The 790-nt window shown below is 47.3% G+C and carries 1 protein-coding gene; it reads left to right on the forward strand.

What is annotated here, in order from left to right; all coding sequences use genetic code 11:
* Positions 1-641 (forward strand): L-arabinose ABC transporter permease AraH (gene araH, locus R7Z50_RS26550; RefSeq protein ID WP_318149618.1); only part of this gene is annotated, 641 nt, incomplete at its 5' end.
* Positions 642-790: the final 149 nt, after the last annotated feature.

Here is a 790-nt window from a genome sequence, read left to right on the forward strand (position 1 = left end):
TTGCCTTTGGTCTGTTAAACGGTTTTGTCATTGCTAAGTTGCAAATCAACGCACTGATCACCACTTTGGCGACTATGCAGATAGCACGAGGCTTGGGCTACATCATCTCAGATGGTAAAGCGGTGGGCATCACAGAAGAGAGCTTCTTTGCACTGGGTAACTCATCATTCATTGGTATCCCAACGCCGATTTGGTTGACGATCATTACCTTTGGAGTTTTTGCTTTCTTGCTGAATCGCACTGTTTATGGTCGTAACACGCTCGCGATTGGGGGCAACGAAGAAGCGGCTCGCTTAGCGGGTGTGAATGTAGTGAAAACTAAGATGATTATCTTCACCGTGTCTGGTTTTATCTCGGCATTGGCGGGGGTTATTTTGGCGGCGCGTATGACCAGTGGTCAGCCTATGACGTCTGTGGGCTTTGAATTGGTGGTTATCTCTGCCTGTGTCCTTGGTGGTGTGTCGCTAAAAGGTGGTATCGGTAAAGTCTCTTACGTGATTGCTGGCGTGCTGATTTTGGGTACAGTCGAAAATGCAATGAACCTTCTTAACATGTCACCATTCGCGCAATACGTCGTTCGCGGTGCAATATTACTTGCTGCTGTTATTTTTGACCGCTACAAACAAACCAGCCGCGCATAATGCTCTTTCTACTTGGTATCCTTCCAAGTGAACACAGGCCCCAAAACAGCCATGATTGCATGGCTGTTTTGGGTTTAACTCTCGAATAAGACCCTACAACCCCTTTAAATACTGCGCGGTGGCTGTCGGTTGAATCATGGCATTCAACG

Source organism: Vibrio sp. 1249-1 (genome assembly GCF_033340495.1).